Here is a 7002-nt window from a genome sequence, read left to right on the forward strand (position 1 = left end):
GCTTATTAAGTCATCCTGTTTACGGGATGGCTTTTTTTATTCATTAAATAATGTTTCAAAATAAGCTAATTTGTAAAAATAAGGGAATCTGGCTAGTTTTCTGCTATAAAATACGTTAAACTGAGAAATGTTACTTAATTAAAGTGTTTAATTGGAGGCTATACATAATGCAAACAAGGGCAGAACTAAAACAGGAAGCTAAAAACCTTTTAAAAGGACACTGGGGTAAGGCGATCGGATTAAATGTTTTGCAAATACTCCCGCTTCTTTTTGGTTTATTGGTAGGGGTCGGCATTATAACGGTAGTTATCTTGTTTTTGGTACAAGATCCTTCTGGCAGCTTAGCTGATGATGTTGCACGAGGAGCTTCCAGTGGTGCAAATTCTAATTCCGATGGTGTTAATTTTGTTTCAAATGTTTTAACTTCACTCATCGAAACCTTATTAATTGTAGGTGTGAACTTTACTTTATTGGACTGGTTAAGGACTAAAAACTCAGACTTTGGTATTGTTCGTGGAATTTTTGGCGCTTTTACAAAAAGAGATTTTTTGCCAGTCGTTGTTTTGTGGATCATACAAACATTATTTGAATTTTTCTGGTCTTTATTATTTTTGATCCCAGGTATCATTAAAACATTCTCGTATTCGCAAACTTACTATATTTATAAAGATATTGCGGATAAGGGAGGAGACGAAGATTTAAATTATCTCGATTATGTCACAAAAAGTCGACAGTTAATGGATGGACATAAATTTGAATTTTTCGTGTTGAAATTAAGTTTTCTCGGATGGGATATCTTAGCCTGTCTAACTTTAGGGATCGGGCAAATATGGTTGGTACCGTATAAAAATACAACTTACATGGCTTATTATCGTTCATTAGCCGGTGAGCAATTTCAATCAGAACGAAGTAGTAACGATGACAATGGCGCATATTTTGAACAATAAGAATAAATAATATAAGATCCAACTAGTTGCAGGCGATTATTTTGCATGCTAACTTGTTGGTTTTTTTAGTCATGTAATGGAATCTTTTCTGCGGCTGAAATTTAACATAAATAAAAGAAAATATACTTGCTAAAGCTGACTAAAATGCCTAAGGTAGTAGTTAAGAGAATAAATAATTAAAGGTGGATCGATAATGGAAAAAGCTGCAATTTTTCATGACTCTCGGGGAGCAATGTCTTTTGAAACTGGTATCAATGAAATTACTTTACGTTTTAGAAGTAAACATGACGACGTTACAAGAGCAGAATTATTATATAGTGATTTATATGCAACAACTAATTCTAGCGAGGGTTGGCATCCAGAGATCGCTAAAATGAAAGTTATTTTAAAAAGTAAAGAAATAGATTATTGGGGTGTGACTGTTGCTTTACCTAAAACAAGACGTTTGAAGTATGTTTTCCATTTGATTGCTAGTAGTGGCGAAGAGTATCTGTATGATTCTCATAAAATAGAGTCTTTTACTGCTGATAGTTTAACACATAGTGCGCCTTTTCTTGTTCCATATTCTTATCCTAATGAAACTTTCAAGCAACAGCCTGCTTGGGCGCAAAATACATTATGGTATCATATATTGATAGATCGGTTCGCAAATGGAGATCCACAGTCTGATCCATCTGATGTGGTTGAATGGGGCAGTGAAGCTCCATCCAAAATAAATTTTTTTGGCGGTGATCTTCAGGGCATCAAAGATCACTTAGATCATTTAACAGACATCGGTGTTAATGGATTGATCTTAAGCCCGGTCTTTGCTGCGTTTTCTAATCATAAATATGATGCGATCGATCCATATACGATCGATCCTTATTTTGGTAACAAGGCTGATTTTAAGAATTTAGTTGAAGAGTCACATCAACATGGGATGCATGTAGTTTTGGAAATAGTTTTAGATCATCTGATGAGCTTTTCCATGCAATGGCAGGATGTTAAACAAAAAGGAAGGACTTCGAAGTTTTTTGATTGGTTTATGATCGACTCTGCAACATTAGATTATGAGGCCACAGATGATCCTGATTTTTCTGCCGATATTTCATACCGTGTAAATCAAAATGATCCACATCAGCCTAAATTAAATTTACGTAATTCAGAAGTTAAACAATATCTATTTGACTTGGTCAAATATTGGGTCGTGAATTTTGATATCGATGGATTTAAAATTCTGAATTCACAAGAGATGGATCAGGAATTTTTAGCAGAGTTAATGCAAATTGTACATGGCCTTAAAGCTAATTTTTGTTTGATGAGTGAGACTAACAGTCTAACACCAGCTTTGATCAATAATTCGGTTCTTGATACTGCAATAGACGATGACCTAGTAGGAATTATGCTCAACTACTTTATTGCAAAGAAGACCAATGTTTCTGAAATGATCACGGCTTTAAATGATGATTTGATGAAGTATCCGGCAACTCAACAAAAATCGATGATGATCCAATTTGATGGTCCAAACGATCCGCGACTGTTATCCTTGTGTGACGATGATGATCAATTAAGTCGATTGTTGTTAGCGTTCACCTATCTTTTGCCATTATCACCAAGTCTTTACTATGGTACCGAATATGGCCTCAAGGGTGGGCAAGTTCCTGCTAATCGTGAATGTATGCCATGGAAGGCGAGTGAGCAAAACCAAACGATGTATCGCTTTATCAAATTATTAGGTGAATTCAGGAGTAAGTATAGTTTAGTGTTAAATGACGGAAGTCTAGACTGGGGACAGACAAGTAACAAGAATGACTATTTGAGTTTTACTCGTTCGTCAAATGGCAAACGGATCTTTGCTTTGTTCAATGTTGGATATGGTAGTATTAAATTTGTTTTTCCACCAAAGGCAAAATTAATTCTAAGTCAAAATCTAGTTAAAGACCAAAATCGAATCGGACATAATGGTTTTGTGATCGTTGAAGCTTAAAATGTGTAAAACAAAAGATCCGTTACGGAGAGATTTCCGTAACGGATCTTTTGATTCAACCTTTTTAAGGATGAATATATGTGTACTGACTTGCATTGGAGATAGTTTGATAATTAGGGCCACTAGGATTAGAAAAGCCCATACCACCTTGAGAGATAGTGATAGAACTACCGCTAACACTTTCTACATAAGCGACGTGACCGGCAGAGCCGTCAGCAGTCCATTGGCCACCAACAGATTGACCTGGATGGAAGACGACTAATGAACCAGCTGAAGGTTGGTTATCAACAGAGAAGCCTTGCGCACGTGCTGATGCATCCCATTGGCCACCATTACCCCAGTAGTTACCAGCCCAACTTGCACGGTCTTTAGCAAACCAAGTGCATTGACCCCAATCATAGGTATTGCCAGCTGTGTTTGTAGCATGACCATGAGTGGCGTTTGTATTTGACGCTGCTGGTGTAGTTTGTGCAGCATTATTCTTGCCTGAATTATTCTCATTATTAGCTTCCTGCTGTGGCTTTTGCGTCGTGTTGCTTGTATTAGTAGTTGTAGAACTAGCACTATTTTGACTAGCGTTATTGTTACTACTATTATTGGACGTTTGACTTGGAGCAGGTGTGCTAGGCTGTTTTTGAGCAGCCGGTTGCACATTTTGCTTAGCAGTCGAATTTGGCGATGCTTGAGCTGGCTTTGCAGTTGCCGTTGCCGAAGGATCCTTAGTTGGATCATTGACCGTCAAAGACTGACCTACCTGTAAAGCTGATGATGATAAGGTATTGGCTTGGCGAATAGAATCAACTGAAACACCATAATCAGCAGCGATAGTAAACAGAGATTCTCCACTTTTTACAGAATGTGTTTTATGGTTAGCTGAAACTTTAGGTTGGGCAGCTTCTTTTTGTTTGGATTGTTCATCTTTTTGAACATCTTCTTTTTGAACCGGCTCATCCTTTGGTTGTGAAACATTTTGTTCGTTATCTTTTTCAGTTTGAACGGCTGGTTTTTCTGTCTCTTTAACAGGAGCTGCAGATTTTTTAGCCGAACTTTCTTGCGGTGCTTGTGGTTGCTCAACAACTTGCTTCGTTTGTTGTGGTTGAACATCTTTATTGCTGTTCTTATCCTGTTGTGGTTGAACACTTGGTGTGCTTCCTTTAGCAGGCGTTACAGGAGTAGCTTTTTGTGCTTCTTTCGTTGTTGTAGTAGAAGCTTCTTGTTGTTTAGGTGCCTGAGCCTTTTTAGCTGCAGACTGAGCAGCTTCGTTAGGTTGGGCAGCTTTAGTAGCTGGACCATCGACCTTAAGCGCTTGACCGGGGACGATCACACCAGAACCTAAACTATTTAATGAACGCAAACGGTCGACAGTCGTGTTATGAGCTTGTGCGATCGACCAGAGAGAATCACCAGCTTTTACTTCATATGTAGAAGTGGCTGTTTGTGTTTTTTCTTTCGGTGCAGCTTTTGTAGCTGGTTTAGCGACTGACTTGGTAGCCTTATCTGGAATGTCAATTGTATGACCAGTAAAAATCAAATGTGAGTTTGAATCGACGTGGTTAAGTTCTTCAATTGATTTGACCGAAACTCCATATTTTTGTGAAAGACCCCAAACAGTATCATTTTCTGCGACTTTGTGTGTCGTATTAGCTGATACTGTGGCACCACCGGCTAAGAATAAACCGGCAACCCCTACAGTACCAAGAATCAATTTTTGTGATTTTTGTTCCAAGTATTGTCACTCCCTATCTTTTCTATCTAATTTGTTTTTACAACTGAATGAATACATTTTAACGCATTAATGATCGAGTGCAAGAAAACTGATCACATTTCATAGTATGTGATAAATCTGATACAACTGAATTATACCCTATTTTAGGTAAAATAAAAAGCCATCTATATCAGATGACTTTTTAAATTCAAAATAGCAAATAGCACTATTTTTTAATTAACACTTATGGATGGATGTAGGCTGTAGCAGAACCTGCGGAAAGTGATTGTGTGTTAGGACCAGTTGGGTTAGAGAAACCTTCTCCACCTTGGGAAATAGTAACTGAACCGCCATTAACACTTTCAACATATGCCACATGACCATAACCAGGCGCAGCAGTCCAACCGCCAACGTTAGCTCCACCGGCATAAACGGCGATAGAACCTGCAGATGGAGTGTTGTCTACACGGAAACCAGCTTGTCTTGCAGAGTTAGCCCAATCCTGACCATTACCCCAGTTATTTCCAGCCCAGCTAGCTACATTCTTAACATACCATGTGCATTGGCCCATTGCGTATGTGTTACCAGCACTATTAACAGACTTCTTAGCTTGAGGTTGAGCTTGTGCCTTTGGTTGAGCCTGTTTGTTTTGAACAGGTGCTTGGTAATTTGATCCGTTGTTTGAAGTACGGACAGAATTATTATTATTTGAATTGCTCTGGCTGTTTTGTGCTTGAGTCTGAGCATGAGCTTTTTGATCATTATTAGTATTAGCCTGAGCTACTTGTTGAGTATTGTTGTCTTCTTTGGCTTCTTGATTTGAAGCTTGTTTTTTAGCAGCATTAGGATCTTTAGTTGGGTTATTGATGATCAATGATTGACCAATTGAAACAGCGGCATTTTGCAAACCATTTGCTTGACGAATTGAATCAACAGAAACACCATACTTATTAGCGATCGTGAACAGGGATTCACCTGAAACAACTGAATGGTCAACATGGTTAGCAGCTACTTGTGGTTGAGCAGACTTTTGCTGTGGTTGTTGTTTAACTTCTTGTTGTTTAGGTTGAGCCTGTACTTCGGGTTTTGCTTCAGCTTGTTGTGGCTGTGCAACTGGTTTTGATGGTTGAGCAACTGCCGTACCAACAACCTTCAATGATTGACCTGGTTGGAGATCTGAAGATTTCAAGTTATTCAAAGCAAGCAACTTATCAACGCTTGTTTTGTGTGCTTGAGCAATTGTCCAAAGTGAGTCGCCAGCTTTTACAGTATATGTAGAAGTATTGGCTGTTTGTTTTGGAGTACTTGCCTTAGCTGGTTGAGCTTTGGCATTTTTGCTAGGGATCTGAACATCGTCTCCAGGGAAGATCAAATGACTATTTGAGCTGATGTGGTTTAATTGTTCGATCGACTGTACGGAAACACCGTATTTTTCTGAGAGATCCCATACCGTATCATGATTTGCAACCGTATGAGTTGTGTTAGCGGAAGCACTTGCCGTTCCAGCTAAGAATAAACTGGCTGCACCGACTGTGCCAACCAACAATGATTTTGTTGAATGATTCAAAATTTTTCACTCCTGATATTTTTAGTTAATGTTTGATTTCTACAACTGAATGATTATATTGTAACGCCGAATTATTGCATTCCAATTCAAATGAGTTTACAAAATGGTTTAGGCGTGTAATAAAATTATCCGGATGTCGGCACATCGGCCTTTATAGAATATTTTAAATTTATGATTTTCTGAAAAAAATTAATTTCATATATGATATGAGGATTTTTTAGTAAGATAAACGTGCATTTTCAATCTTATGTTACAAGAAGATGTCATAATTTTTAAGAGGTTAAATATTGCTTAAGACATTGATAAATGTTTTAAAGTTATGTGTAGGTCTAAGAAAAATGCAAAGTTTTTTCAAAAATGTTACATTATTGTTGCGAAAAAACACATAAATGTTACGAAAAACGAAAGAAAGATTATAATTTGCAGTGTTTAAATACTAAAATGTAGCCTTTTTAATTTTTCGATTTACCCCAATTGTCAAATCAAGTGCGACAAGTGTAAAGCTTAAACTATAAGTGAAGATAGATGTTAGTTCAGTGGGAGGTCGGCCAGGAAGCGTAGCGAATGGCCGGCCTCCCACTGTCGAACTTTAGCCACTACTTATTTGGCTGGGCTAATTCATTTTCTAATGCTTCTTGGGCGGAATGATAACCTAAGATCCGCCGATATTTGCCATTTAAAGCATTTTGCGCCCGCTGTATTTCCTCTGGGGTGACTTGCCTCAGTGAGTGTCTTAAAAAGTGTGGGGGCTTGTTTAATAACCTTTTGCACAGCTGCTAAGCAAGTTTGTGCGTGATAATTAGGGACCTTAAGCACG

Annotated in this window: 4 protein-coding genes and 1 pseudogene; 2 read left to right on the top strand and 3 right to left on the bottom strand. The window is 38.0% G+C overall.

All coding sequences use genetic code 11. The features are described 5' to 3' along the window. The first annotated feature begins 167 nt into the window (after positions 1-167). Both LACPOB_RS0110885 and LACPOB_RS0110890 read left to right on the top strand, forming a co-directional pair. Positions 168-947 carry a DUF975 family protein gene (locus LACPOB_RS0110885; RefSeq protein ID WP_017868850.1) on the top strand — a complete coding sequence of 260 codons (780 nt, stop codon included), beginning with the start codon at positions 168-170 and terminating at the stop codon, positions 945-947. A gap of 193 nt (positions 948-1140) precedes the next feature. Continuing rightward, a complete protein-coding gene (locus tag LACPOB_RS0110890; protein WP_017868851.1) occupies positions 1141-2913 on the top strand; it encodes an alpha amylase N-terminal ig-like domain-containing protein in 1773 nt (590 codons plus the stop codon). A gap of 64 nt (positions 2914-2977) precedes the next feature. Here the strand turns inward: LACPOB_RS0110890 and LACPOB_RS12205 are convergent, their stop codons facing one another. From LACPOB_RS12205 to LACPOB_RS13340, 3 genes and pseudogenes are all read right to left on the bottom strand, one after another. Continuing rightward, a complete protein-coding gene (locus LACPOB_RS12205; RefSeq protein WP_017868852.1) occupies positions 2978-4639 on the bottom strand; it encodes a LysM peptidoglycan-binding domain-containing protein in 1662 nt (553 codons plus the stop codon). 223 nt (positions 4640-4862) lie between these two features. Beyond that, positions 4863-6185: a LysM peptidoglycan-binding domain-containing protein gene (locus LACPOB_RS13240; protein ID WP_017868853.1), complete on the bottom strand. Its 1323-nt coding sequence runs from the start codon at positions 6183-6185 to the stop codon at positions 4863-4865. Positions 6186-6781: 596 nt separating this feature from the next. Continuing rightward, positions 6782-7002: pseudogene (locus LACPOB_RS13340) on the bottom strand (IS30 family transposase); the annotation flags it as partial.

The sequence above is a fragment of the Ligilactobacillus pobuzihii E100301 = KCTC 13174 genome, assembly GCF_000349725.1.
GTDB classification, from domain to species: domain Bacteria; phylum Bacillota; class Bacilli; order Lactobacillales; family Lactobacillaceae; genus Ligilactobacillus; species Ligilactobacillus pobuzihii.

What these genes read in the sequence shown, in the direction of transcription:
- LACPOB_RS0110890 (WP_017868851.1), top strand. Translation starts at nt 1,141, where the DNA reads ATGGAAAAAGCTGCAATTTTTCATGACTCTCGGGGAGCAATGTCTTTT.
- LACPOB_RS0110885 (WP_017868850.1), top strand. Translation starts at nt 168, where the DNA reads ATGCAAACAAGGGCAGAACTAAAACAGGAAGCTAAAAACCTTTTAAAA.